This is a genomic window from Halovivax gelatinilyticus (assembly GCF_024300625.1).
GTDB lineage: Archaea > Halobacteriota > Halobacteria > Halobacteriales > Natrialbaceae > Halovivax > Halovivax gelatinilyticus.
Genome location: NZ_CP101322.1, coordinates 2,866,061 through 2,890,674, shown reverse-complemented (window position 1 = coordinate 2,890,674; position 24,614 = coordinate 2,866,061). Strand labels below are relative to the sequence as shown.

At 64.0% G+C, this 24,614-nt stretch carries 26 protein-coding genes; 5 read left to right on the top strand and 21 right to left on the bottom strand.

Annotated elements, in window-relative coordinates; all coding sequences use genetic code 11:
• Nucleotides 1–225 precede the first annotated feature (225 nt).
• The 5 genes from NKH31_RS13760 to NKH31_RS13740 all read right to left on the bottom strand — a co-directional run bounded on the left by NKH31_RS13760 (nt 226) and on the right by NKH31_RS13740 (nt 3,693).
• Nucleotides 226–672 carry an SRPBCC family protein gene (locus NKH31_RS13760; protein WP_254862365.1) on the bottom strand — a complete coding sequence of 149 codons (447 nt, stop codon included), beginning with the start codon at nt 670–672 and terminating at the stop codon, nt 226–228.
• Between the two features lie 44 nt (nt 673–716).
• Complete coding sequence (locus NKH31_RS13755; RefSeq protein WP_254862364.1) at nt 717–941, bottom strand: DUF7123 family protein; 225 nt, start codon at nt 939–941, stop codon at nt 717–719.
• A 79-nt stretch (nt 942–1,020) separates the two neighbouring features.
• A complete protein-coding gene (locus tag NKH31_RS13750) occupies nt 1,021–1,200 on the bottom strand; it encodes a DUF7525 family protein (RefSeq protein WP_425492269.1) in 180 nt (59 codons plus the stop codon).
• A gap of 105 nt (nt 1,201–1,305) precedes the next feature.
• The gene (locus NKH31_RS13745; RefSeq protein WP_254862363.1) at nt 1,306–2,337 is read right to left on the bottom strand and encodes a phosphate signaling complex PhoU family protein; all 1,032 of its coding nucleotides are present in this window, start codon (nt 2,335–2,337) and stop codon (nt 1,306–1,308) included.
• A gap of 276 nt (nt 2,338–2,613) precedes the next feature.
• Nucleotides 2,614–3,693, bottom strand: coding sequence for an ATP-NAD kinase family protein (locus tag NKH31_RS13740; protein ID WP_254862362.1), 1,080 nt, complete (start codon nt 3,691–3,693; stop codon nt 2,614–2,616).
• Between the two features lie 135 nt (nt 3,694–3,828).
• Here NKH31_RS13740 and NKH31_RS17725 point away from each other — a divergent pair, with 135 nt between their 5' ends.
• Both NKH31_RS17725 and NKH31_RS13735 read left to right on the top strand, forming a co-directional pair.
• On the top strand, nt 3,829–3,954 hold the full coding sequence (locus NKH31_RS17725) for a hypothetical protein (RefSeq protein WP_256547894.1): 126 nt from the start codon (nt 3,829–3,831) through the stop codon (nt 3,952–3,954).
• 176 nt (nt 3,955–4,130) lie between these two features.
• Entirely contained in the window at nt 4,131–4,490 is a 360-nt protein-coding gene (locus NKH31_RS13735; protein ID WP_254862361.1) for a winged helix-turn-helix domain-containing protein, read from the top strand.
• Nucleotides 4,491–4,558: 68 nt separating this feature from the next.
• Here NKH31_RS13735 and NKH31_RS13730 read toward each other — a convergent pair whose 3' ends face one another.
• The 3 genes from NKH31_RS13730 to lrpA1 form a co-directional block, all read right to left on the bottom strand.
• Nucleotides 4,559–5,482, bottom strand: coding sequence for a DMT family transporter (locus NKH31_RS13730; RefSeq protein ID WP_254862360.1), 924 nt, complete (start codon nt 5,480–5,482; stop codon nt 4,559–4,561).
• A gap of 103 nt (nt 5,483–5,585) precedes the next feature.
• Nucleotides 5,586–6,233, bottom strand: coding sequence for a nitrous oxide reductase accessory protein NosL (locus NKH31_RS13725; protein WP_254862359.1), 648 nt, complete (start codon nt 6,231–6,233; stop codon nt 5,586–5,588).
• Entirely contained in the window at nt 6,230–6,658 is a 429-nt protein-coding gene (lrpA1, locus tag NKH31_RS13720) for an HTH-type transcriptional regulator LrpA1 (RefSeq protein WP_254862358.1), read from the bottom strand. Before lrpA1 ends, NKH31_RS13725 begins: the two co-directional genes overlap by 4 nt.
• 156 nt (nt 6,659–6,814) lie before the next feature.
• Here lrpA1 and NKH31_RS13715 point away from each other — a divergent pair, with 156 nt between their 5' ends.
• Nucleotides 6,815–7,150 (top strand): hypothetical protein, encoded by a 336-nt coding sequence (locus NKH31_RS13715; RefSeq protein ID WP_254862357.1) that lies wholly within the window; start codon nt 6,815–6,817, stop codon nt 7,148–7,150.
• Nucleotides 7,151–7,177: 27 nt separating this feature from the next.
• Here the strand turns inward: NKH31_RS13715 and NKH31_RS13710 are convergent, their stop codons facing one another.
• The 8 genes from NKH31_RS13710 to glmU all read right to left on the bottom strand — a co-directional run bounded on the left by NKH31_RS13710 (nt 7,178) and on the right by glmU (nt 16,980).
• A complete protein-coding gene (locus NKH31_RS13710) occupies nt 7,178–8,113 on the bottom strand; it encodes a thiamine pyrophosphate-dependent enzyme (RefSeq protein ID WP_254862356.1) in 936 nt (311 codons plus the stop codon).
• Nucleotides 8,114–8,115: 2 nt separating this feature from the next.
• A complete protein-coding gene (locus tag NKH31_RS13705) occupies nt 8,116–10,017 on the bottom strand; it encodes a 2-oxoacid:acceptor oxidoreductase subunit alpha (RefSeq protein ID WP_254862355.1) in 1,902 nt (633 codons plus the stop codon).
• 247 nt (nt 10,018–10,264) lie between these two features.
• Complete coding sequence (gene aroC / locus NKH31_RS13700; protein ID WP_254862354.1) at nt 10,265–11,422, bottom strand: chorismate synthase; 1,158 nt, start codon at nt 11,420–11,422, stop codon at nt 10,265–10,267.
• A 77-nt stretch (nt 11,423–11,499) separates the two neighbouring features.
• On the bottom strand, nt 11,500–11,928 hold the full coding sequence (locus NKH31_RS13695) for a methylated-DNA--[protein]-cysteine S-methyltransferase (protein ID WP_254862353.1): 429 nt from the start codon (nt 11,926–11,928) through the stop codon (nt 11,500–11,502).
• Nucleotides 11,929–12,059: 131 nt separating this feature from the next.
• Nucleotides 12,060–13,367 (bottom strand): UDP-glucose dehydrogenase family protein, encoded by a 1,308-nt coding sequence (locus NKH31_RS13690; RefSeq protein WP_254862352.1) that lies wholly within the window; start codon nt 13,365–13,367, stop codon nt 12,060–12,062.
• A gap of 63 nt (nt 13,368–13,430) precedes the next feature.
• The gene (gene aglF, locus NKH31_RS13685; RefSeq protein ID WP_254862351.1) at nt 13,431–14,165 is read right to left on the bottom strand and encodes a UTP--glucose-1-phosphate uridylyltransferase AglF; all 735 of its coding nucleotides are present in this window, start codon (nt 14,163–14,165) and stop codon (nt 13,431–13,433) included.
• Nucleotides 14,166–14,256: 91 nt separating this feature from the next.
• Nucleotides 14,257–15,630: a phosphoglucosamine mutase gene (gene glmM / locus NKH31_RS13680; protein WP_254862350.1), complete on the bottom strand. Its 1,374-nt coding sequence runs from the start codon at nt 15,628–15,630 to the stop codon at nt 14,257–14,259.
• Between the two features lie 150 nt (nt 15,631–15,780).
• Nucleotides 15,781–16,980: a bifunctional sugar-1-phosphate nucleotidylyltransferase/acetyltransferase gene (gene glmU / locus NKH31_RS13675; RefSeq protein ID WP_254862349.1), complete on the bottom strand. Its 1,200-nt coding sequence runs from the start codon at nt 16,978–16,980 to the stop codon at nt 15,781–15,783.
• A gap of 162 nt (nt 16,981–17,142) precedes the next feature.
• Between glmU and NKH31_RS13670 the strand changes: the two genes are divergently transcribed.
• Nucleotides 17,143–18,318: a sugar phosphate nucleotidyltransferase gene (locus NKH31_RS13670; protein ID WP_254862348.1), complete on the top strand. Its 1,176-nt coding sequence runs from the start codon at nt 17,143–17,145 to the stop codon at nt 18,316–18,318.
• Nucleotide 18,319: 1 nt separating this feature from the next.
• Nucleotides 18,320–20,242, top strand: coding sequence for a glutamine--fructose-6-phosphate transaminase (isomerizing) (gene glmS / locus NKH31_RS13665; protein ID WP_254862347.1), 1,923 nt, complete (start codon nt 18,320–18,322; stop codon nt 20,240–20,242).
• A gap of 52 nt (nt 20,243–20,294) precedes the next feature.
• Here the strand turns inward: glmS and NKH31_RS13660 are convergent, their stop codons facing one another.
• The 5 genes from NKH31_RS13660 to icd form a co-directional block, all read right to left on the bottom strand.
• On the bottom strand, nt 20,295–21,032 hold the full coding sequence (locus tag NKH31_RS13660; protein WP_254862346.1) for a nucleotidyltransferase family protein: 738 nt from the start codon (nt 21,030–21,032) through the stop codon (nt 20,295–20,297).
• A 2-nt stretch (nt 21,033–21,034) separates the two neighbouring features.
• On the bottom strand, nt 21,035–21,457 hold the full coding sequence (hepT, locus tag NKH31_RS13655; RefSeq protein WP_254862345.1) for a type VII toxin-antitoxin system HepT family RNase toxin: 423 nt from the start codon (nt 21,455–21,457) through the stop codon (nt 21,035–21,037).
• Entirely contained in the window at nt 21,444–21,911 is a 468-nt protein-coding gene (mntA, locus tag NKH31_RS13650; RefSeq protein WP_254862344.1) for a type VII toxin-antitoxin system MntA family adenylyltransferase antitoxin, read from the bottom strand. Before mntA ends, hepT begins: the two co-directional genes overlap by 14 nt.
• Before the next feature lie 115 nt (nt 21,912–22,026).
• The gene (locus tag NKH31_RS13645) at nt 22,027–23,010 is read right to left on the bottom strand and encodes an SDR family oxidoreductase (RefSeq protein ID WP_254862343.1); all 984 of its coding nucleotides are present in this window, start codon (nt 23,008–23,010) and stop codon (nt 22,027–22,029) included.
• Nucleotides 23,011–23,219: 209 nt separating this feature from the next.
• Nucleotides 23,220–24,482, bottom strand: coding sequence for an isocitrate dehydrogenase (NADP(+)) (icd, locus tag NKH31_RS13640; protein ID WP_254862342.1), 1,263 nt, complete (start codon nt 24,480–24,482; stop codon nt 23,220–23,222).
• Nucleotides 24,483–24,614 lie beyond the last annotated feature (132 nt).

Here is a 24,614-nt window from a genome sequence, read left to right as displayed (position 1 = left end):
CCCGGAGTGCCATCGAGCAGAGCGCAATCGAGCGCGAAGTGATCCGGCGCCCGGCCGCCGGATCAGTTGGGCGAGTCGAGCGGGCGGCCCCAGCGTTGTCCCCGGCCATCGTACCGGTATCAACGAGAAAAGCGTCGCATACCGGTAGCTGGTTCTACACAGCCACCGAACAAAAGTAACCCGGTAGGCCGGTGACCGCCTGCCCCGTGTAACATCTGGTCGGACTCACTCGTCGGCCCACGTCGATTCGGCGAGATGGCGGTCGGCCTCGCGCTGGAGGTTGTCCAGTTCGGCGTCGAGCTGGTTGGTGAAGTAGCGCTCGACGCCGGGTACGCGTCCATCGACGACGAATTCGTTGGCGAGTGTACTCCCCGTCTCGGTCGCTGTAATCTCGTGGACACCCGTCACCGACAGTACCGAAGAGCGGCCCGTGAATTCGACGAATCGAGGCGGGTCGCGACTCACGTCGTAGGTTTCGACGGTCGCCGTCCGGTTGAAAAAGGGGATCGGGAGCGAAACGTGCCAGGTACACCGACGCCCGTCCGAAGAGTCAACGGAAAAGTCTTCGACGACGCTGATGGCCCGAGCGCGATTTGCCGGATCGGCGATGAACTCCCAGACGGCCGCTGGTGGCGCATCGAATGTCATCGTCCGCTCGACCCGTACGGTCATAGGTAGACTTCGCTCGCGGTGGATAAAAAGCCGACGACACCGACTCAAGAGAGCGTTACGCGCCAGGTCGTCGACCGAGCTCGGCCCCACTTTTCGATGTCGACGTCCTCGGATTTCTCTGCCAGCTGGGGAAGACGAGCGCCGACCTGCTTCGAAGAGAGACCGATCGCTTCGGCGATGTTTTTCGCCCGGAAGTACTGCTCTCCGCGGGCCGCACTCTCCCGGAGGTGGGTGAGAATGCGTTTATCTTCGTCTGAATAGTCGGTCATCCGTGCAGGGAGGATACGGGGTCACGAGTCTTAACTGTTGGCAGCCGTCTCGTATTCGCGACCCGGAACGGCAACGGAGTTACTCCCAGTAGAGGTGGACGGCGGCGATGGCCAGACAGCCGAAGACAATCGCGGCGGCGAAGCCCCAGGCGGCGATCTGATCAGGTGCCCCGACGGCCATCACTCCGGAGGCGAGTAGTGCGAGCGCTCCAAAGAGGAGCGTCAACCCGACGCCTCGATCCGTCATATTCTCGGCCATACTCGCGATTCGTGATGGGACACTCTTAACTGTGATCATTCGTTCCGATGCGTGAACTGACCGGCCAGTAGTCGTCTCGCCGTGGCGGCGTCTGTTCACAGCAGTTCAGCGGATCGTTGTGTGCTCAGATTCTTCGTTGAGCGCGAGATTAGCGGCAATTTCGGCGTTCCTGACGGCGTACTGGGCCGTCTGTTCGAGACTAACCAGTACTTCTCGAACGCGCAGCAGGTCTTCGTTTTGCATCTCGGGAAGCCCCTGAAGGATGTCGCGTTCGTGCGCGGCGAGTTCTGCGAAGCTCGTTCTGACGTCGATCGCGAGGTCGTAATCGCGCTCGACGGCCGCCTCGACCGAAAGCGACGTGATATCGTCGACCGCACTCGTCAGATCGCGGATTTCGTGCATGACCGACTTCTCCACCGAGAGCCTGTGTCCCTCCGTCTCCATGACGATGTCTGCGATGTCCTCTGCGTTGTCCGCCGTGAGTTCGAGATTCTTCGCGATCGACCGGTAGCCGATCAGGGGAAACCCGTCTTCGAGTCCGACCGACCGCGACGCCGTGGGGTTTTCGTGTGCGGTGAAAATCAGCCGTAACAGAAGGACGAAGATCTTGTTCGCCTGGCGTTCGCGGTTGAGTGCACGCTGGGCGAGGTCCGGGTTTCCGTGATCGAGGGCCTTTATCGCCTCCCCGCGCATCGTTCGGCCGGTACGCTCTAGGCGTTCGAGCAGGTTGTCGAGCGTAAAATCTTCCGCGTCGACGGAACATCGGATCGCGATACTTTCGGGCGTCTCCTCGATGACGCCGAGCCCCATCAACTGCGTCTCGGCGCGGTACACCGCGTTGATGATGTCAGAATTGAGGGCCCCCTCATCGTCTTCGACGCGAATGATGCGCCGGCCGAGGACGTACTGGGCGACGATCGCCCGCTCTACGGCGTCAGCATCGAGTTGCTCACAGTGGACGATCGCTTCCGGTTCGTCCATCTGAACGGACTCCGGGAGGACCGTTAGCGCACCGTTCGTCCCCATTCTGATCGAAATTTCGTCTCCCTTCTCGACGTTCTGGGCGCTCGCCCACTCGGCCGGCAAGGTCATCGCGAGCGTGGAGGGACCGAGCCGCTGGACTTTCCGCGTTTCCATACCACTCGTATAGCCCTCCGGACCTTAATGGTGACTATAGACCTAGTAGGTGATCAGGAATATTCTAATATGAACTAGGTGGGCCGGAACTATCGAACACCCTTATATTAATTTGTGCGGAGGGGGTCCAGTGCGAATGGATGATAAATTACGAGTAACCAATCATGGGATCTAAAAGTGCGGCTGGCATAACAGGTGGCCGAGAAAGAAAGAGTCGATGAGACCCTCTTCACTCAATCGTGCATCGTTTTGGCGCCGTCTCGTTCTCGTGTGACGTTACTCGACTTTGATCAATCGGGTCGTAAACCGCCCCGTCCTGACTTCTTGCCAGCCCCGGAGCGACTCGGCGAGTTCGGCATCGTCGATGTCGACGCGAAGGACGTCGAGCGCGTCGAGTTTCTCGTCCGAGGCGACGACGTCTATCTCGTCGGCACGTCCGAGGACGGCGGGCGAGAGCTGGTGATTGCCTCGCCCGAAGATGAACCCCTGGCCGCCGATCGGCGAGACGACGACGGTCGTCGGCGACTCGATCGATTCCAGGATCTCGTCTTCGGATCCGTCCCGCACCAACACGGAGCCATCGCGCCAGACGTCGACGCCGAGCGGCGACGCGTCAATGTCGAGTTCCGACTCGATAGAGCCGACCGTTCCGCCCGGGCCAAACACGTAAGTTCGGCCGTCTTCGATACCCCGAGCGTAGCCGGCCGCGACCGTATCGATCGTCCCACGCGCGAGTTGTTTTCCAGACTGGACGGATCGGGTCACCGGAACCCGGACGACGGCCTTTAACTCCGACCGAACGGTTCCCTCTCGATAGGCCGCTTCGTCGATATCGTTGACCTCGCGCGGTTCGACGTCGTCGAACGTCGCCGCGACGCGTCCGGCGTCGGCCGGGGTAACGCCGAACACCGCCGAATAGATCTTTACGCCGGCGGGAACCCCGAGCATCGGCGTGTCACTACCGACGGCATTGATGACTTCGGCGACGTCGACGGCAGTCCCGTCACCGCCGACGAAGCAGACGAGATCGACGCCCGCATCCAGGATCGCCTCGACCGCCGCGCTCGTATCCTGCGATGACGTCTCGGTGTACGCGTCGGCCTCCGGGCTGTAGACGACCTGTGGATCCCCACCAGCCTCGCGAACCGCGTCCGCCCCCATCGGGGCCTCAGCGGTGACGATGGTCGCGTCCGGTTCGCGTCCGAGAAACGCCTCGATCGCTTCTCGCGCTCGATCTGGCGCCCGCGGCTCCGCACCGCGTTCGCGAGCCTCCGCTACCATGCCGTCGGTCCCCTTCAACCCGACCCGACCGCCCATTCCGGCGATCGGATTTACGACGAAGCCCAGCCGCGTCATAGCCCGAATTCGGACGCCAGCGGGAAAAAGAGCGCGACTGCGGCGATCACTGCGAGTCGTCTCACCGTCGCCGACGCACAGCGGCGTCTCCGACATATCTGAAACGTTAAGGGGCCCGCCACCACAGATTCGCTCATGTACGCGCTTGCCACCGTCGCCCTGGAGGTCGAACCGGAACTGCCGATGGAGATCGCCGGCTGGGGCGTCCTCGGCCTGAGCATCCTCATCACTGCGCTCTGGCTCGCCTACGTCTATCGGTGACGAATTCGAACGAAAAGACAAACAAGTCAGTTTATTGAGCGTTCAGTCGGGGATCCTCCTCGTACATTGCGATCCCGAACGATCATCGATCTAGATCGAGCGAACAATGTATATAAAGAAACCGTCCAGATAACCACAAGATTCAACTCTGATAATTGGGAAGGTACGGAACAGTGATGTCACGGAGTGGTGGAGCGGTCCAGACCGACAGCGAACCGAACAGGGTGCTTTCGGCACTCGGCAGTAAGTACAGTGCCGAAATTCTCTGTGCCGCAGGAACCCCGAAATCCGTCCAGACACTGAGTGAGGACATCGAAATTCCGATCGCAACGTGTTACCGACGGATCGAAGAGCTCGTCGAGGCGGGCCTGCTCGAGTGTGAAGGACGCACGCTATCCGAGGAAGGTCGCCGAACGAACATCTACCGACGAACGTTAGACGAGATCGAAGTCGACTTCAGCGACGAGGCCCCGCAGTGTTCACAGAAACGACGGACCGAGGCGAAAAACCAGCTTCAGGATCAGCTGGTCGAATAGTTCCGACCCCACGTCCCGTCTGTGAGGCTATATTTTCGATAGCGACCGACCGCTGAACCGATCGCTCGTCACTCAGAGACCGGCTCCGGCGTCGCCGGTGTACGCCGCTCCCGGTCGATCGTCGTCACCGCGATCCCGGCGAGGACGACGACACCACCGACGACGGTGACGGCGTCCGGCACTTCGGCGAGCAAGGCGAGCGCGAGGATCGTCGCTCCGACGGGTTCGCCCAGCCAGGCGACGCTGACGACGATCGATTCGAGATGGCCCAGCGTCCAGTTGATCACCGTGTGACCGAACAGACCGGGCAACAGCGCCATCAGGAAGAAGAGCAGCCACTCGCGTCCCGGGTACGCCGTGAACGCGTGGCCCTGCGCGCCCACGATCGCGATCAACGTGATCGTACACGCGGCGTAGACGACGGTCACGTACGGAAAGAGCGAGACGCGCTGGCGGATCGATCGTCCGGCGAGGACGTAGCCGGCGAGTGTGATCGCGCCGAGGACCGCCAGCGCGTTCCCGAACGCCGTCGCGTCGGAAAGTGGCGCCTGACCGGCGTCGCCGAACGACATCGTCCCCGCCCCGATGATCGCGACGACGATGCCGACGACCGTCGCGCTCGTTATCCGCTCGTTCAGGACCAGCCAGGCGCCGACGGCGACGAAGATCGGCTGGGTCTGGACGAGCGTGACGCTCGCCGCGACGCTCGTGTGATTGAGGCTCTCGAACCAGGTCGCAAAGTGAACGGCGAGGGCGATCCCCGCGAGCGTCGCGAAAAAGAGGTCTCCTCGCGTGAGTCGTCCAAACTCGCTTCGGTGGAAGACGAACGCGACGGGGGCGACGAGCAAGGTCGTAAAGAGAACCCGATACAGGGCGGCGACCGACGACGGCGCGACGCTCCAGCGAACCAGTATGGCGCTGGTACTCGCCGCGAGGATGGCCACCACCAGCGCGGTGTACGGCGCGACGCGAACGTCGGTCGGGGGGTACACGCGGTGGGAGAGACGGTCGACCGACCAAATACTTTCGACTGTCTACGGCGATCGAATTCCGTTCAGACCGCGTAGCACGTCACCGCTTTACCGTGACAGATCGTCACGGCATCCGATTGCCTCGATAGAACTCGGCGAATTCGCGGTCGACGTCGTCGATCGTGTTAACGTCGTCCTCGGACAGATCGTCGTACTCCTCGACGTATGCTTCGGCCTGCTCATCCGTCTCGACCGGTAGCGGACTGCCGCTCATCGGGTAGGAGTGGCGATCGAAGTTCCGTTCGTCGATCAGGTAGCCCTCCTCGGCGTCGAAGAGGTCGCGCGTCTGGTAATCGGTAAACCAGATCCGCTCGACGTCGTCGTCGGTGGCGTGCGTTTCTGGAAGCACGTAGTAGGCGAGCAAACAGCCGGGCGAGTCGAAAAACAGGCCCGTTCCGTCGGCGTGTGCGAGTTGACACATCCAGCCGTGAGCGTTCTCGGCCGACATGTTGCACACGGGGCAACTCGTCCGATCGAACGATGCCGGTTCCGTGATCGGATGATCGTCCTGTGCGACCGCCCCTGCGTTGTAAAAGTCGCCCGCGCCCCCGGGATCGTCTGTCGGGTCGCCATCGTCGTTTCCACCACTCCCTCCGAGGTCGGTACAGCCGGCGAGCGCCGCGGCGCTCCCGGCGAGCGTGGTGAGGACCGCTCTGCGTGAGCGGATCTGGCGGCCCGTTCGATCGAATCGGCAGGAACCTGGCTGGCTCATTTCAATCGTTCTTGCAGGAAACACGGGTGGGCTGCGGTAATCCCGTCGACCGTGAGGATCGTCGAACTGATCAACTCGCCGAGCGTGTCGCCGTCTGGCGCCCGTACCTCGGCCAGGAGCATGTGATCGCCGGTGCAACTGTAGAGCGTCTCGACCTCGTCGATCGCCTTCAGCGCCCGGGTCGCTTCGACGTAGCGCTCGCTCGCGACGTCCATGCCGACGAGCGCGATCAACTGATTCGAGAGTTTCTTCGGATCCACGTCGGCCGAGTAGCCAACGATGACGCCCTCCGACTCGAGTTCGTCGATGTACTTTCTGACCGTCGGTTTCGAAACATCCGCTCTATCTGCGATCTCGGCGTAGGAAGCCTGGGCGTCGGATTCCAGGACGTCGAGGATTCGATCTCGCGTCGACTGGCTACTCATGGTAGTTCATTTTGCTCCAGTGGAAAAATATCTGTTGTTCCGTAAAAGGGAAGCTCGCGTCGGTGAATTTCCACGTTTCGGACAGCTGATTCGCTCCGCACATCGGTCCGACGGGCTATCGTGACGCTTATTCGGAGGCCGACCCGACTGGAACCGATGGTCGCGGTCAACTGGCTAAGCGGCGGCGTCTGGCTACTCGGTGGCGTGTGTATTCTCGGGCTCGGCTACCTCATCGCGTTCAGAGGGAGAGCCGACCTCCACGCCGACTTCGACGAGACGCGCGACGTGGACGCGGACGTGATCGGTCGGCGCGTCGGCGTCGTCGCGCTCTTCATGGGAGTCGTCACTGTCGTCCACGGACTCAGAGAGATCGCGTTCGGCTTCGATCCCGCCGCGCTCGGCCTGTTGCTCGTCGTACTGTTGTTCTGTAGCTACCTGACGAAACTGCTCGCTCGCGGGTGGACGCCACAGCAGGGCTTTCCCGAGCGGTGAGACGGTGTGGAAAAGAACAGTGTCCGACTACGTGTGTCGTTCTAGCAGATCGTAGCTGCGTTCCCACTCACTATCCTCGTCGAAGTAGCGCTCGGCGATCGGCTCGTCGGGCAGTTCGCCGACCGTGCGCTTTTCTTCCTGGTAGGACGGTCGCTCTTCGTCGACGTAGTAGCGACCGGTGAGGACGGTCCCTTCGTAGAGGGCGCTTTCAGTTTCGTACATCATCTCGGCGGCCTCGCGCCGGTCGGTGACGTCGAAGTCGTAGTCGTCTGACTCCTGGACGTCGACGTACGGGACGTACTGCCGGGCGTCCTTGTTCCAGGTGGGACACTGGGTGAGGAAGTCGATGTGGGCGAATCCGTCGTGTTCCATCGCCTCGATCAGGATCTCCTTGGCCTGGTTCGGGTTGACCGCGGCCGTGCGGGCGACGTAGCTCGCCCCGGCGGTCAGCCCCAGCGACAGCGGCCGAAGCGGATCCTTCGCGCTGCCGGAGGGCTGGGTCTTCGACTTGTGACCCTTCGGGCTCGTCGGCGAGGTCTGGCCCTTCGTCAGCCCGAATACCTCGTTGTTGAACACGATGTAGGTCATGTCGTGGTTCTCACGGGCGGAGTGGATGAAGTGGTTGCCGCCGATGCCGTAGCCGTCGCCGTCACCGCCGGCGGCGATCACTTCGAGGCCCGGGTTGGCCAGCTTCGCCGCCCGTGCGACCGGCAGCGACCGGCCGTGGATGGTGTGAAAGCCGTAGGAGTCGAGGTAGCTGTTTAGCTTGCCCGAACAGCCGATTCCGGTGACACACAGCACTTCCTCGGGGTTGCGCCCGACCTCCGGAAGGGCCTGTTTGAGCGCTTTGAGGACGCTGAAGTCGCCGCAGCCGGGACACCAGGTCGGCTGGGGTTCGACCCCCGCGGTGTACTCGTTGCTATCCACCTCGCGTTCGTCGCCGATTGCGTTGAATGCGCTCATGATCAATCACCTGCGGCCGGTTCGATCCGGACCTGTGCGCTGGGTTCGGCCTCGCCGCCGTCGACGTTGATCTCGTATCCTTCGACGATCTCGGCGGGCTCGAACGGGTTGCCGTTGTACTTCAGCAGGCTGGTGAGCTTCTCGCCGTAGCGGCCGAGCTCCTTCTGGATCAGCCCGCGGAACTGTGCCGTCGCGTTCATCTCGACGACCATCGCCTCGTCGACGCCCTCGATGAACTCGGTGAGTTCCGTCTCCGGGAACGGCATCATGTCCGAGACGCTCACGGCTCTCACGGAGTGGTCGTCATCGTTGAGTCGGGAGACGGCCTCGAACACGGCCCCCTGGGACGAGCCCCAGGTGATGATGCCGTACTCGGCGTCGTCTGGGCCGACGTACGTCTGGTTCGTCTCGCCCTCGTCCAGATCGTCGCGGATGTGTTCTAGCTTCTCCAGTCTGCGGTCCATCTGGAAGACCCGGTTGTCCGGATCCTCGCTGATGTGACCGACCGGCGAGTGTTCGTTACCCGTCGCGAGGTACCGCCCGCCCGCCTGGCCGGGGATCGACCGCGGACTCACGCCTTTCTCGTTGTCGTCGTAGCCGAATCGCTCGAACTTGCCCGAGGCGTCGTGGGCCGCCTCCTTCAGCTCCGCTTCGGTGAGCGTCGAACCCAGATCGGGGTTCGGCTCGCGATCGAAGAAGTCGACGCTGACGTTCGTGTTCTCACCCGAGAGCTTCTGATCGTAGATGAGGATCGTCGGGATCTGGTAGTCGTAGGCGATCTCGAAGGCGAGACGCGTCTGCTCGTACGCCTCCTCGACGTTGCCGGGTGCGAAGACGACGCGGGCGGAGTCGCCCTGGCTCGTGTAGAGGACGAACTCGAGGTCGCCCTGCTCCGGCTTCGTCGGCATCCCGGTCGACGGACCGGCGCGCATCGATTCGAGCAGCACGATCGGCGTTTCAGTCATCTCCGCCAGCCCGAGCGGCTCGCTCATCAGGGCGAAGCCACCGCCCGACGATCCGGACATGGCCTTCGCACCTGCGTGACTCGCGCCCACCGCGAGCGCCGCCGCCGCGATCTCGTCTTCGACCTGCTCTGCGACGCCGCCCATGTCTGGGAAGTTCTGGCTAAGGATGGTGAAGACGTCCGTCCACGGCGTCATCGGGTAGCCGGAAATGAACCGGCAACCGGCGTCGATCGCCCCGTAGGCGATCGCGTTCGATCCCGAAAGTAGCGCCTGCGCCGCGTCGTGTTCGCCGGTGGGCACCGTCAGCTCGGGCACCTCGTCGAACTCCGCCTCGACCATGTCGTGGGCCTCGTGGAGAATCGCGAGGTTGGCCTCGAGAACGTCGCCGGACATGGCGTCTTCCATCAGGTCCTCGATGTGGGCGAGGTCCATGTCGATCAGCGCCGCGGTGACGCCGACGCCGGCCGTGTTTCGCATCACTTCACGGCCGTGTTCCTTCGCGAGACCGCGGAGGTCGACCGGGTAGACGTACCAGTCGTTCTCCTCGGCTCTCGCCTCCAGGTCGAGTTCGGCGACGTCGTCTTCGGTCAACAGCCCTTCGTCGTAGACGATGACGCCGCCCTCTCGCAGCTCGTCTAGGTTCTCCGAGAGCGGTTTGAGCTCCTCGTTGCCGTAGTAGGCGTCCTCCTGGGGGTTGCGCGCGAACGAGTCTCCCAGCGCGAGCAAGAAGTTGTAGCCGTCCCCGCGTGACTGTACCTCGTGGCCCGCCGCCCGGATCTCCACGTACGTGTGACCGCCACGAATCCGCGATGGGTAGTGGCGATGCGTGAATACGTGGAGCCCCGAACGCATGAGGGCCTTCGCGAAGTTCTGGCTCGTCGAGTCGATCCCGTCCCCGGAACCGCCCGCGATCCGCCAGATGAGTTCGTCGTTGCTCATGGTTACTAATGTATGGCCTCGATGGCTCCGTACGCGAATTTTGCGAGACAGCGTCTAAAGCCTTTGCTATCGATTAGCATGCATTTATCATGAGGAATGTAGAATCGGGATGGACGTTCGGTACACGATACGTGTGCGGACACGGTCCCGCAGAATCTGGGGTGACGAAATTGATACGCAGATTGATACGCATCTCTGACGGTGACAACCACATCGTCCGCGTCGGACGGGCAAATCTCCGGACGGACTACTCCTCGGTTCGTGGATTGCTCGGATGGTAGTCCGTGGCGTACTCGCCAGGCGAGCCGTCGACGCGGTCGGGATTGATCCGGCCGGAGAGCAACATGAAATCGACGAGCGTGAGGGCGAGCATCGCTTCGACGACCGGAACGCCGCGAGGTGGAAGCACCGGATCGTGGCGGCCGATAACCTGGGCGTCCTCGATCACCTCGCCGGTCTCCCAGTCGACCGTCTGTTGTTCGGCCGGAATCGACGTCGGCGCGTGGAGCGTGACCTCACCGTAGATCGGCTCGCCCGAGGAGATGCCGCCCTGTATGCCGCCGTGGTCGTTCTCTACGGGAACGGGGGTACCGTCACCATCGAACTCCCATTCGTCGTTGCGCTCCGTTCCCGAATAGTCGCGTGCCTCGCGCCCGAGACCGAACTCGAACGCCGTCGTCGCCGGAACGGCCATCATGGCCTGGCCGAGTCGCGCCGAGAGCGAGTCGAATCGCGGGGCACCGAGGCCGACCGGGACGCCGCGCGCCTCGAAGTAGATACTCCCGCCGATCGAGTCGCCTCGTCGCTGGTACTCCTCGACGAGTTCGTGCATGCGCGCGGCCGTCTCCTGGTGGGCACAGCGCACGTCGGTCTCGTCGACGGTGTCGCGGATGGTCTCGAAGTCCACGTCGGGGGCGGCGACGTCACCGATCTGGTTGACGTGGGCGGCGATCTCGATACCCTCGCGGTAGAGGAGTTTCTTCGCGATTGCCCCCGCAGCGACCCAGTTTACCGTCTCCCTGGCCGACGAGCGCCCGCCGCCACCCCAGTTTCGCGTGCCGAACTTCGCCGAATACGTGAAGTCGCCGTGGGAGGGTCGCGGCGAGGTGATGAACGGCTCGTACTTGCCGGATCGGGCGTCCTTGTTCTCGATCGTGAGACCGATCGGCGTCCCCGTCGTGTACCCGTCCTGGAGCCCCGACTCGATGGACACCGAATCGGGTTCGCCCCGACTGGTCGTGATCGTCGACTGGCCCGGCTTTCGTCGGTCGAGTTCGCGTTGAACGTCCGCTTCGTCGAGTTCCAATCCCGCCGGACAGCCCGAAATCGTACACCCCATCGACGGTCCGTGGCTCTCCCCGTAGGTCGTCACCTGGAAGAGCCGGCCGAATCGATTTCCGTTCATTGGGCGTGAGTCCGCGGGCGCGACACTTAGCGGTGGGGATTGTGGCGAATGTGGGCACAGACTTCGGTCTAAATACGCTACCGATCGACGGGCAACTCCGCCTGTACCGAATCTGAACTGTTCGCCGACTCGTGATCGAGCAATCGGCGTTTCGTCTCGATACCGCCAGCGCCCGAGTAGCCACGGAGCGAGCCGTCGCTGGCCACGACCCGGTGACACGGAACGATCAGGGGTATCGGATTCGCCGCGCAAGCCTGGCCGACCGCGACGGGGGCGGTGTCGAGCGACGCGGCGAGTTCCCCGTACGTCCGCATCTCGCCGTAGGGAATCTCGTTCATCCGACCCATCACGTCTCCGAGAAACCCGTCGGGAATCGTCACGTCGAGATCGAACGTCGTCCGGTCGCCCCGCTCGTAGGCCCGCACCTGTCGGCGAACCGGTTCTTTCGTCTCACAGACATAGGTCTCGTCGATCTCGAATTCAGCACCCAGAAGCGTCAGTATCATGGTCCTCCGATAGCTCCGGCTATCTCGTCGTCGACGGACGGGAAAAGTCTCGGCCGCGACCCGAAAGTGAACGGCTCGATCGATCGGTTGCCGTCTCGTGTCGCGTCCGCAATCACCTCAGCCCGACGTCGTCACCAGGTCAACCCCTCGTAGACGTCCAATTCGTCGCGGTCGACGTCGACGCGACGGCCGTCTACCAGGATGCGTCCGCCCATCACCTCGACGGGCAGTTGCTCGTAGGCGGGCCAATCGGTTGCGAGCACGGCCCCATCGGCGCCAGAGAGCGCGCCCTCGATCGAGTCGTCGAAAGAGATCGAGTCGGATCGATCGGTCTCCGCGTAGTAGTCTCGGACGTTCTCGATCGCCACCGGGTCGTGGGCGACGACCGACGCCCCCCGCGCGAGGAGTCGATCTATTACCTCGAGCGAGCGCGACTTTCTGATGTCGTCGGTGTGGGGTTTGAACGAGAGGCCGAGGACGGTGATCGTGGCGCCCTCGAGATCGACGTGTTCGGCGAGCAGCGAGACGAGTCGGTCCGGCTGGCCGTCGTTGACCGCCACCACGGCGTCCAGAAGTTCGGGGTCGTAACCCTGCTCGCGCGCCCCTGCGCGGATCGCGTTGACGTCCTTCGGGAAGCACGACCCGCCCCACCCGAGGCCCGAGCGCATGAAGCGATCGGAGATGCGGTCGTCGAGACCGACGGCTTCGAGGACCTCGTAGGCGTCGGCATCGTAGGCCTTCGCGACGTTTCCGAGTTCGTTGACGAGCGAAACCTTCGCGGCGAGAAAGGCGTTGTTCGCGTACTTGATAAGTTCTGCAGCGCGGACGTCCGTTTCGACGTAGTTCGTCCCCTCACGCGCTAGGATCGGCGCGTAGAGATCCCGGAGTCGCGTCGCGGCGTCCTCGCTCGTCGCCCCTACGACGACCTTATCCGGTTCCTGAAAGTCCGTGACGGCCGTCCCCATCCGGAGAAACTCGGGATTCATCGCGAGTTCGAGGGTGTCGCCGACTGCCAGGCCCGACACTTCGGCGACGGTCGACCCGACGACGTCCTCGGTGGTTCCCGGCAGGACGGTGCTCTTGACCACGACGAGGTGGCCCGAGTCGGTTCCCGCCAGCGCCTCGCCGAGCGCCTCGCTCGCCGCCCGCATCGGCCCGAGATCGAGGGTTCCGTCGTCCGCCTGCGGCGTCGGCAGACAGAGCATGGTGAGGTCGGTATCGACGACCGCGTCGTACTCCGTCGTCGCTCGGAGCCGACCGCCGGCGTGTTCGTCGAGTAACGGGGCCAACCCCGGCTCGTGGATCGGCGCCTCGCCCGCGTTGATCGACGAGACGATCCCCTCGTCGATGTCGACGTTGACCACCTCGTGACCCAGGTCGGCCAGACAGGCTGCGACGGTCGTTCCGACGTAGCCGCTGCCGACGATGGAGACGTACATGTCAGCCCGAACGACGGGAGAGGGTTTGTGGTTTGTGGGTTCGACTGCGGAGTTCGATGGGCACTACTCGGACACCTTCGTCGGCCCGCGCTCGCGAATTCGTTCTTCGGCCAGATCGCGATCGTCCGGATAGCCGACGTCGATCCGCCAGCCGTCCATGCGGATGGCGTCGATCGTTCGACCGGACTGGATCAGCAGGTCGATCGCGTCGGGGAGTTCGTACTCGCCGCGGTCGGAGGGCTGGACGAGGTGACAGGCGTGGAAGATGGCCGGCGTGAAGGTGTAGAAGCCGGTCATCACGAGATTCGACGGCGGGTCCTCGGGCTTTTCCATCACCTCGACGACCTCACCGTACTCGTTCGTATCGAGGACGCCGTACCGGGAGGCCTCTTCCCAGGGGACCTGCTCGACGAGGAACGCCGCGTCCGCCCGGTCCTCTCGCTGGCGGTTGATGACGTCGCCGAGATTCGCGCGAAAGATGTTGTCTCCGAGCATCAGCATGAAGTCATCGTCGATGAACGGTTCGGCCTGCAAGATCGCGTGAGCCAGACCGGCCTGTTCACGCTGGTGAGCGTACGTGATCGGCACGCCTCGATACTCGTCGTCGTAGCGTTCGATGATCTGTTCTTTCAGGTGGCCGACGACGACGATCAACTCGGTCGCGCCGACGTCGATGAGGTTGTCGAAGACGTCCTCGATGAGCGGCGTTCCGTCGACCTCGACCAGCGCCTTCGGCGTATCCTCGGTGAGCGGTTCGAGACGAGTCCCTTTCCCCGCCGCGAGGACGACAGCGTACATACAAACAGGATGGTACGTCGACCGACATATCCTTTCGGGAATCGTATGAAACCCCACTACGGAGCCGGCAGTGGGGCACAGAGGACAGACGCTACGCGTTCTCGACCACCGATTCGACCAGGGCGCGGGCGTCCTCGAACACCGCCCGGGCGCGCTCTTCGTCTCTGGCCTGTGCAGTAACGCGAACCAGCGGCTGGGTCCCGCTAGCTCGAACGAGGTACCAGGCATCACCCAGGTCGACGCGGAGTCCGTCACGATCGTCGGTTTCCTCGATCGGACCGGGTCCGGCCCCGTCTGCGATCGCCGAGCCGAGCGCCTGCATGACCGCGCCCTTCTCCGGCGTCTCGACGGCCGCGCGGTAGATCGGGTAAGCAGGGACGGCGGCCGAAAGCGACGACAGCGGCCCGTGACGGGCGACGAGCGCAGCGAGCCGAGCGGCCGCGAGCGGGCCGTCCGGACACGGCGTCTCCTCCGGCCAGATCCACGCCCCAGACGGTTCGCCGCCGAAAACGACATCTGGTTGGTTCGTTCGCTCGGCGACGTAGCCATCACCGACGCGCGTTCGCGTGAGCGAGGCACCGACGTCCGCCAGCGCGTCGTCGACCGCGAGGCTCGTGTTGACCGGCGCGGCCACGAGCGGTTCGTTCGCCGTCCCGTCACCGCTTGCGCTGCGGGCCCGCTCGACCGCGTCCCGTCCGAAGAGGGCGAGGAGGACGTCCCCCTCGAGGATCGTCCCCTCCTCGTCGACGGCGAGGAGTCGGTCGGCGTCACCGTCGTGGGCGACGCCAATATCGGCGTCGATCGCCTCGACTACCGCCGCGAGCGCGCTGCAATTGTCGGCGTTGGGCTCGCTCGGCCGCGCCGGAAATCGACCGTCCGGCAGGGCATTTAGCGTCTCGACGTGACAGCCCAGTTCCCGGAGCGCCCGCGCCGTGATCGAACCTGTGCCACAGCCGACGTCGACGACCACCCTCGGCGGATCGTCGATCTCGACCGCGTCGGCGATCGCCGCGACGTGACGAGAGATGGCGTCACCTCGGTCGGTCATACCGCCGATTTCGTCCCAGGTCGCGAGGGCGTACTCGTCGACGCCCATCCGACGCTCTATCTCGTCGAGTCGGGATCGGGCCATCGCCATGCCGGTTTCGTCCCAGAGTTTGATTCCGTTATCTTCAGGCGGGTTGTGCGACGCGGTGACAGCGACGCCCGCGTCGGCATCGTACCAGCCGACGCTGCGAGCGATCGTCGGCGTGCTCGCGACGCCGATTGAGACGACGTCGGTTCCCGACTCGCGCAGTCCGGCCGCGAGGGCGTCGGCGAGAAGTTCGCCGCTCTCGCGGACGTCGCGGCCGATCACGACGGTCTCGGCGTCGACGCCGACGGCTCGCCCGACCGCGAGCGCGAGTTCCGCCGTCACGACGTCGCCGACCGGTCCGCGTACCCCGCTCGTTCCGAAGAGAGACATACGAAGGGATCTGCGGTGCGACGTCGAAAACGTTGGGGTCCGTATTAGGCGGTGAGAGGCACGCGAATCACTACCACCCGAATTACGACGACCGTCCGATTCAGTCGATCAGCGGGGACCGCTCGATCGCCACCGGCTCACTTCGCGACTTTACCGATCACGAGTAACCGTCTCTCCCGGACGCGTCGTCGCTCCCGTCGAGAGCGTGACGCCGGCGTTCAGGTTCGAATCGATGCCGGTCTTGGCACCGTCGCCGAGGACGACGCCGAACTTGCGTCGGCCCGTCGAGACGCGCTCACCCTTGACCGTGAGTTGTACCGGCTCGTCGTCGTGGCGAAGGTTGGCGACGACCGTCCCGGCCCCGAAGTTGACGTCGCGTCCAAGGATCGAATCGCCGACGTACGAGAGGTGATTGACCGACGCCCCGGACATAAGGACGCTGTTTTTCACCTCGACCGCGTGTCCGACGCGGGCACCCTCGCCGATCAGCGTCGTCCCGCGGACGTACGCGTTCGGGCCGACCGTCACACCCGAGCGGATCAGCGCCGGCCCCTCGATCGTCACCCCCTCCCGGACGGTCGCACCCGCCTCGACGACCACCGGGCCGACGATCGTGGCGTCATCGCTGACCGAGCCTTCGAACGACCCGCCGGGAGAGGATTCGGCGAGCGCTTCGATCCGCCATTCGTTCGCCTCAAGCAGTTCCCACGGACGGCCGACGTCGAGCCAGCGGCCGAGGGCGACGGGACGGACGTCGACGCGGTCGATCGTCCGCTCCAGGACGTCCGTCAACTCGTGTTCTCCGCGTTCGCTTTGCGGGACGTCCAGCCAGTCGCGCGCCTCCGACGGAAACAGGTAGGCGCCGGCGTTGATCAGGTTCGACGGCGGATCGGCGGGTTTCTCGACGATACCCGTGACGACGTCCTCCTCGACATCGAGCACGCCGTAGTGGGTCGGATCGTCGACGCGAACGCTGGCGATCGCCGGGCCGCCGTCGTACAGCCGGTCGAGTCCGTCCTGCTCGAAGAGGGCGTCACCGTTCAGCACGACGAACGGTTCGGCATCGAGTTCGGGGCCGGCGGTCCGAACCGCGTCGGCCGTCCCCGCCTGCTCGTGCTGCGTGACGTACGTGATCGGCACGCCCCCGTGTGTCTCGCCGAAGTACTCGCGGATCGGATCCGATTCGTAGCCGACCACGAGGACGATACGGGAGGCACCGGCGGCGACCGCGCCGTCGACGGTGTGGGACACGAGCGGGCGGTTCGCGACGGGCAACATCGGCTTCGGCCGCTCGTCGGTCAGCGGCCGCATTCGCGTTCCCTGACCGGCGGCGAGCACGACAGTTTGCATGTCCGGATCTGTTCTCGCTGAGTCCAATAGTCGTTGCGACCGACTTCGGACGGCGAGGATCATCCCACGAGGAGAGGCAAACGAGTTCACCCGCCGCGTGCAACCCAGCAAACTCGACGTCCACCCAGCCAACTTGAAGTATCCGACCGACGAACGAGAGGTATGAACGATCGGGACGTCCCCGCCGTGATTCTCGCCGCCGGCGAAGGGCGGCGACTGACCCCGCTGACCCACCGGCGACCGAAGCCCATGCTTCCGGTAGCGAATCGGCCCCTCCTCGAGTACGTCGTCTCGGCCATCGCCGAAGCGGGTATCGACCGAGTCGTGATGGTCGTCGGCCACCGCCAGGAACGGATTCGGACCCACTTTCGCGACGGCGACGACTGGGGCGTAACGATCGAGTACGTCGACCAATCGACGCGACTCGGCACCGCCCACGCCGTTTCCCAGGTCGAAGACGTCGTCCACGGTCCGTTTCTGGTGTTAAACGGCGATCGCATCGTCGACCCGTCGCTCATCCGCGACGTCCGATCCACCTTGCTAGAATCGGGGTCACCCGTCGTGAGCGTGACGCCCTCGAAGCGCCCGAGCGAGTACGGCGTGATCGAACTCGACGGCGATCGAATCGTCTCGATCGAGGAGAAACCGGCCGCCGTCTCGGCGTCGGCGCTCATCAACGCCGGCGTCTACGGGTTCGACGCCGACATCTTCAGGGCCATCTACGAGACGCCGCAGGAAGACGGCGAACTCGCCATCACCACGACCCTCGCGTCGTACGTCGAAACGGGATCGATCTCGACCGTCAGGTATCGCGGCACCTGGCTCGACGTCTCGCACCTCTGGGACCTGCTCTACGTCACCGCGGCGACGATCGAACCGAAGGGTCGCGACGGATCGTTCGAGCGAACGCACGAGACCGCCACCACGGCCGAGGACGTCGTCGTCGGAACGAACGTGCGGATCGGTCCGAACGCCACGATCGACGGGGCGACCGCCCTCGGCGACAACGTGACCGTCGGCGCGAACGCCGTCGTGGCAAACAGCGTCGTGCTGGCGGACGCGGTGATCGAACCGGGCGCGATCGTTCGCGACGCCGTCGTCGGCGAGAGCGCTCGAATCGGGCCGAATACGACCCTTCCGGGAGGATCCGCCTCGGTCGTCGTCGAGGGAGAGGTGTTCGACGACGTCGAATTCGGCGGTGTCGTCGGCGACACCGCGCGCGTCGGTGGCGGCGTAACGATCGACCCCGGGACGATCGTCGGCGACGGCGTCCGGATCGACCACGGCGTGAGCGTCGGCGGTCGACTCGAGAGCGAGACGCTCGTCAGGAGGGGCTAACATGTGTGGAATATTCGGCTACGTCGGCGACGAATCGGCCGGTCCGATCGTTTACCGCGGACTCGAGACGCTCGAGTACCGGGGGTACGACTCGGCCGGCGTCGCGCTCCGATCCGGCGGTTCGGACGAATTGACGATCGAAAAGCGAGCCGGCGAGGTGGCCGCGCTCTCGGTCCCGACGGTCCCCGACGCGATCAGCGCCATTGGCCACACTCGCTGGTCGACCCACGGCGCGCCGACCGACGAGAACGCTCACCCACACACCGGCTGCGACGATCGCCTGGCGATCGTACACAACGGTATCGTCGAGAACTACGAGGCGGCGAAGGCAGATCTCGACGAGCACACGTTCACCAGCGAGACCGATACGGAGGTCGTCGCCCACCTGCTCGAACGCGAGCTCGACTCGCTCGAGGAGTCTGGTCCGGACTCGCCTCCACGCGACGGTAGCCCGGGCCGCCCGGACGGTGGGACGGCGAGTAGAGAGGGGGAATCGGCGGACGCCCCAGATTCGAGTGATGTCGCGTGGCGCGTCCGTCGAGCGCTCGAGTCTGTCGTCGACCGCCTCGATGGAAGTTACGCGATCGCGGCCATACACGAGCGCGACGACTGCATCGTCGCGACCCGAAACGAGAGCCCCCTCGTCGTCGGTCACGGATCGAACGCGGCGTTTCTCGCGAGCGACGTCCCGGCGCTCGTCGAGCACACTCGCGAGGTGACCTACCTGGACGACGGTGACGTCGCCGTCCTGACGCCCGACTCCGTGTCGATCTACCGCGACGGACGCCGGGTCGAACCGTCGATATCGACGGTCGAGTGGGACGCCGACGCCGCGCAGAAGGGCGGATACGACCATTACATGCGAAAGGAGATTCACGAACAACCCACCGCGCTCCGACAGGCGCTCGGTAGTCGTGTCGACGTTGACACTGGCACGGCGTCGCTCGACGTCGACTTTCCGCAGGGCTACCTCGAATCCGTAGAGGAAGTCCAGTTTCTCGCCTGCGGAACGTCCGCGTACGCCGGTCGGTACGCCGCGACGCTGTTCGAGTCGCTGGCCGACGTGCGAGCGACGTCGGTGACCGCGAGTGAATACGCGTTCACTGGCGGTCGCGATCCGTGGCGAACGCTCGCAGTCGCGGTCACACAGAGCGGGGAGACCGCGGACACCCTTTCTGCGTTACGCGAGGCGAGGGGTGCCGGCGCGCGAACGCTCGGCGTGACGAACACGCTCGGAAGTTCCGTCACCAGGGAAGCCGACGACGCGTTATTCATCCGCGCTGGTCCGGAGATCGGCGTCGCCGCGACGAAGACGTTCGCCTCGCAAGTGAGTACCCTCGCGCTCCTCGCCATCGCGGTCGGCAGAGAACGAGGGACACTGACCGCCGCAACGGCCAGAGAGCACTTAGAAGACCTCACGGCACTTCCTGGCGCCATCCAGCAAGTGCTCGATCGGGAAGAACAGATTCGAGCGGTTGCGACGACGTTCGCGGACTCGGACGCCTTCTTCTTCGTCGGTCGATCCTACGGCTACCCGGTCGCCCTGGAAGGCGCGTTGAAATTGAAGGAGATCTCCTACGACCACGCCGAAGGGTTCCCGGCGGGAGAGCTCAAACACGGTCCGCTCGCGTTAGTGACAGACGAGACGCCCGTGCTCGCCGTGCTGACCGACGGGGCCGGTCGTCGCGAGAGTCTGAACAACGTCGCTGAGGTACAGGCGCGCGGCGCGCCGACGATCGGCGTCACCACGGCCGGCGTCGACGCCGGCTCGCTCGACGTCGCGTTCGAGGTACCCGACGCCGGCGTCTTCTCACCTCTGGTGGCGAACGTCTACTTCCAGCTGTTCGCCTACCACGTCGCCAACGAGAAGGGTCGGTCGATCGATAAACCGCGAAACCTGGCAAAGAGCGTCACGGTCGAGTGATCGAAGCCTTCGCGGCGGGCGGCTCGTTGTGGACGAACCGTTCGTAATCGAGTCACTGATCGACGCGTTCTTCGGCCTGGTCCAGGTCCTCGACATCGTTGACGTTGACCCGCTGTCTCCGAAGCGGTACGGCCTCGACGGATCGGTCCCGTTCGACGAGATAGGATATGGCGTCTGCTAGCTCGTACTCGCCGGTCGGAGCGGGATCGATCGCCTCGCACGCCTCGACGATCGACGGCGAAAAGGCGTACGCGCCGGCACTGACGAGCGTAGACGGCGGCTCGTCGGGCTTTTCGACCATCCTCTCGATCCGACCGGAATCAGTCGTCACGACGACGCCCGTTTCGCCGGCGCGCCGTCGCGTAGTTCGTTCGACGAGAACGCTGGATTCGGTGGGTGCGGACGGATCGAGGAGCGACGGGGTTACGAGCCGCGAGAGATCGTCGTTCAACACGTTGTCGCCGTTACAGACGACGAACGGATCGCCGCTGACGACGCGACCCGCCCGACGGACGGCATCTGCGAGCCCGATCGGGTCCGACTGGGTGACGCACTCGATCGGGGTACCGTCGTAGGCGTCGCCGAAGCGGTCGCGGATTTGCTCGCCGCGATAGCCGATCACGACCACGTACGACGCGAGATCGACCGAAGAGAGGGCGTCGAAGACGCGGGCCAGGAGCGGACGTCCCGCGATCTCGACGAGCGGTTTCGGCCGGTCGTCGGTGAGCGGCGCGAGGCGCGTCCCGCGACCGGCTGCCGGGACGACGGCGTGGACGGCGGATTCGACCATAGTCACTCGACTTCGGGCAAGTTCTCGGCGATTTCGGCGGCGAACGTCCGAAAGTGTTCGAAGTCCTGAAGGTGTGCGTAGACGTACTCGTCGACGATGTCCGCGTACTCGTGTGCCAATACGTTTCTGAATCCAGCCATTTCGACCATCCGATCCGCCGTTGATGACGTGAGAATCGATTCTTCCTCTAAAATTCGAAAGAGATCGCCGTAATCCGTCGGTTCGCGGTACCCTTCGGTCGCAACGATGTGCGAGGCGATGTCGAGACAGCACCGTATCGCTTTCTCGAAGCGTCGCTCTACGATATCCTGTAGGTCTCGATCCTGCAAATAGGTAGATTCACCACAATTTTTCTTCTCCTCCAGGCCGCGAAGATAGGTTTCGAGTGAACCGAGTTTCGATCGGATTCGATCAGGATCGACCATACGATCCCTCCGCGAGTCGGCAGTCTAACGCCGCCTGCCACTCACGTTTGACCGGGGCAAAGTCGAGCTTCCGTCGGAGGTGTTTCGCTTCTAACTCCGCTGCCTCTGGCTCGGTTCCGACGACCAGAATTCCGGTCGAAAGAGCGTTGTACGCGATCGATGGAGAGGCTCGTTCGAGATCGACGACATCGACCGCGTCCCAGTTCATTTCTGCGGAGATCGTTGCGGTGATCGAACCGATCAGTCGGACCCGTCTCGATTGCTCGACCGATGATTCGAACACGACGCCGACATCGAGATCACTAAACTGAGTGGCCGTTCCCTGGACGGTAGAACCGAAAACAACGGCAATCGACAGCGGATACGCGTCCAAACAATCGCGTAGTGCATCGAGATCGACCGACGGACCACGCCCGGAGCGATCGGACGATAGGCGACGTTCGTCTCCATCCATACCCGACAATTTGTCGGGTCACATCAAAACAGTTGGCATGCGGCCAACCGACACACTGTCGGTAGGCGGACTACGTCGATTCACAATCAGCGACGCACCAGGGTGGATTTGATTTCTACGACGCCCGAACGAGCGGTTCGTACCACTCGCGATTGTCGGCGTACCACTCCACAAAGCGCGAGACGCCGTCGCGGATGTCCGTCGTCGGTTCGTAGCCGATGAGTCGGCGCGCCTTCGAGACGTCGGCGTGGGTGTGTCTGGCGTCCGCCGCTCTGGGGTCGTCGTAGACTGGCTCAACGTCAGCGCCAGTGACAGAGACGACGTGAGCGGCGAGTTCGTCGATCGTGATCGAACCGGACGAACCGACGTTCATCACCTCTCCGTCGGCGGCGTCGGTCTCGAGCAGTGCGAGGTTCGCGGAGACGACGTCGTCGACGTAGGTAAAATCGCGCGACTGCTGGCCGTCGCCGTAGATAACCGGCGGCTCGCCGCTCAGACAGCGCGAGGTGAAGTTCGAAATCGCCATGTTCGGACGCATTCGCGGGCCGTAGACCGTAAAGTACCTGAGCGAGACCGTCGGCAGACCGTGGATCTCCGTGAAAACGCGGCAGTAGTGTTCGGCGGTGAGTTTCGTCACCCCGTAAGGACTTCGGGGTCTCGTCGGATGGGCCTCGTCGTACGGCAGGTATTCGTCGTGGCCGTAGACCGACGACGATGAGGCGTTGACAAAGCGGACGACGTCGTGGTCGGCCGCCGCTTCGAGGAGCGTGAGGAGGCCGGTGGTGTTGATCTCGTGGGGCTTGTGCGGATTCTCGACGCTGGTCCGGACGCCCGCCTGCGCCGCCTGGTGGAAGACGAACTCGATCCCGTAGCTCGAGAAGACGCGGTCGACCAGATCCGCGTCGGTGATCGATCCCTCGACGAAGTAGTACCGGTGGGCGGCCGTCCGCTCACAACACGAGCGGTTCTCGGCTTTGATCTCGGTGTCGTAGTACGGATCCATCGAATCGAGAACGACGACGTGGTGTCCACCGTCGAGCAGCGCCTGGGCGACGTGCGAGCCGATGAACCCGGCGCCGCCGGTGACGAGGACGTTCATCGCAGCGAGTGTCGGTCGTGGATCGTCCGTCGGTCGATAGGTTGCAACATCGCAGTCAGGTCACCGATCTGACGCCGGGCCGAGAGAAAACGTTGTGGTGTGTAACCGATTGTTACCGATCGGTTGGCCTGAGAGACTACTCGCGTTCCTGTGCGGCCGAGACCGGCGAACGGACCGACGAAAAATACGTTGTCCGGACGTCGAGTCGATTACGACAGCGTTTCGATGTTCTCGACGACTGCGTCGGCGAACTCGCTGGTGGCGAGCTTCTCGGCGTCGTCGAGCTGGCGTTCGAGGTCGTAGGTGACCAGACCGTCGACGATGGTCGCCTCGACGGCGTCACGGACGAGGTCGGCGGCGTCGTCCCAGCCCATGTACTCGAGCATGATGCGACCCGAGAGGATCATCGCCGTGGGGTTGACCTTGTCCTGGCCCTCGTACTTCGGCGCGGAGCCGTGGACGGGTTCGGCGAGCAGCCGACCGTCGCCGAAGTTGGCACCGGGGGCGATGCCGAGGCCGCCGATCTGAGCGCCGCAGGCGTCGGACATGTAGTCGCCGTTTAAGTTCATCGTCGCGACGACGTCGTACTGGTCGGTGCGGGTGAGGATCTGCTGGAGCATGTTGTCGGCGATGCGGTCGTTGACGACGACGGCGTCGTCGGGCATCTCGCCATCTCGCTCCTCCCAGAGGGTGTCTTCGGTGATGACCTCGTCGCCGTACTCCTCGTCGGCAACTTCGTAGCCCCAGTCGCGGAACTGACCCTCGGTGAACTTCATGATGTTGCCCTTGTGGACGAGCGTCACCGAGTCGCGGTCGTGTTCGAGCGCGTAGTCGATTGCGCGGCGGACGAGTCGCTTCGTCCCGAACTCCGTGATCGGCTTGACGCCGATGCCGACTGGGCCGTCGTGGATGACGCCGTCGGCACCCATCTCGTCTTCGACGAACGCCTTGACCTGTTCGACCTCGTCGGTGCCGGCTTCCCACTCGATGCCGGCGTAGACGTCCTCCGTGTTTTCGCGGAACGTGACCATGTCCATCTTCTCGGGTTCTTTGACCGGCGACGGAACGCCGTCCAGGTGGTAGGTCGGTCGAACGTTCGCGTAAAGGTCGAGCAGTTTACGAAGGCCGACGTTGAGCGAGCGGAAGCCGGCGCCGACGGGCGTCGTCAGCGGACCCTTGATGGCGACGCGGTGTTCTTTGATGGCTTCGACGGTCTCGTCCGGGAGGTTCTCGTCGTACGTCTCACGTGCAGATTCCCCGGCGTAGACGCGCATCCAGTGGATCTCTCGACCCGTCGCCTTCGCCGCCGCGTCGAGTACGGTCTGTGCTGCGGGGCCGACGTCCGAGCCGACGCCGTCACCGTAAATTATCGGGATAATTGGGTTATCCGGAACCTCGAGTTCGTCGTCCGTCCCTTCTTTCAGCGTGATCTTCGCCCCGTCATCGGGGACTTCGATCTTGTCGTAACTCATCTCGTCTGTAACTCCCGTAGACGCGCCTAAAAGCGCATCCATTTCCTGCCGGTCAGGCGGTGGAAGCCACGACGCGGTGACGACGTCACCGACGGTCGCGATGGTCGATCCGGTACGGTTCGGCGCAGGTAC